Source organism: Alcanivorax sp. HI0044 (assembly GCF_001634945.1).
Window position 1 is genome coordinate 1 of the sequence record NZ_LWEZ01001821.1, and the last position, 802, is coordinate 802.

Annotated in this window: 1 protein-coding gene; it reads right to left on the bottom strand. The window is 60.2% G+C overall.

The features are described 5' to 3' along the window. Window positions 1–646 (bottom strand): hypothetical protein (locus A3730_RS27255; RefSeq protein WP_063539348.1); only part of this gene is annotated, 646 nt, incomplete at its 3' end. Window positions 647–802: the final 156 nt, after the last annotated feature.

Genomic DNA, 802 nt, shown 5'->3' on the forward strand with positions numbered 1-802 from the left:
CCGACTGGCGGGTAAACGCGATCACCGCGTTATGGCAATCGCTGCATGACAAGCGGAAACGGCTGCTGAAACTTTTCATGGCGCGGCGGCCCGAGGCCGGGCTGTCGCGGTATTCCTGCCAATCGCCAAAGTTCATGATCAAGGAGCCATGCGCCGACAGGTTATCGCGCAGGCAGGCAAGCCAGTCGGCATCTGCTGGCACCGCCCGGCTGACTTGTTCATTTCTGGGCGCAAACAGGTCTTCGATAATCAGGTCGAACGGTTCCCCCTGATAATCACGCAACCACTGCTGGGCATCCCCCTGCCAGGTCTCCACCCCGAACGCCTCGATGCCGAATACTTCGCGAGCTACCTGCAAGTGCGCTCCGTCCAGCTCTACCGCCATCAATACATCCGGATCCAGCAGTTTGCGGATAGGGGGAATCAGCGAACCGCCCCCCAGCCCCAACACCAACACCCGGCGGAACCGGGCCGGTTCGTGCAGCAAAGCCGGCAACCACAGCAAATCCCACACGCTGCCAGTGAGCAAACGTTTGGGGTGAAACTCTGAATGCTGAACGCCGTTGGCATACAGCCGCAAAGTCTGCCCCGCGCGCCTCACCTCGTAGCGCACGCCGTCCTGTTGCGTTTCCCAGATCAATGCCACCGATTATTTTTCCAGCGTCAGGGTCAGCCCGGTCACGGCGCCGTCCACTTTGGATTCTTTCAGGTACACCCGGGACTGCTCAATCTGGAACTGCTGCACCAGCGTGGCTTTGGCATTTTCCGAACGCAAACGCGCCAGCTCCACCAGCTGTGCCTT